1 protein-coding gene is annotated in these 245 nt (G+C 62.9%); it reads right to left on the bottom strand.

The features are described 5' to 3' along the window. The coding region (locus HWY05_RS38115) for an SPFH domain-containing protein (protein ID WP_176061523.1) at window positions 1-245 on the bottom strand (245 nt) is incomplete at both ends.

Here is a 245-nt window from a genome sequence, read left to right as displayed (position 1 = left end):
CCTCGGCCACCGCCAGAATCGCCGCCGCCTGACCTTGCGCCTGATTGATCGCCGCCTGCCGCTCGCCTTCGGACTTCTGGATCGACGCTTCGCGGCTACCGGATGCGATATTGATCTGCTCCTGCATGGCGTGGAGAATCTCCTTGGGCGGCGTCAGGTCCTTGATCTCGTAGCGCAGCACCTTCACGCCCCAGTTCGATGCCGCTTCGTCGAGCGACGACACGATGCTGTGGTTGATGAAGTCG

The organism is Paraburkholderia sp. BCC1876 (assembly GCF_902833695.1).
GTDB lineage: Bacteria > Pseudomonadota > Gammaproteobacteria > Burkholderiales > Burkholderiaceae > Paraburkholderia.
The sequence above is the reverse complement of the archived record's forward strand: the minus strand, read 5'-3'. Positions and strand labels throughout refer to the sequence as shown.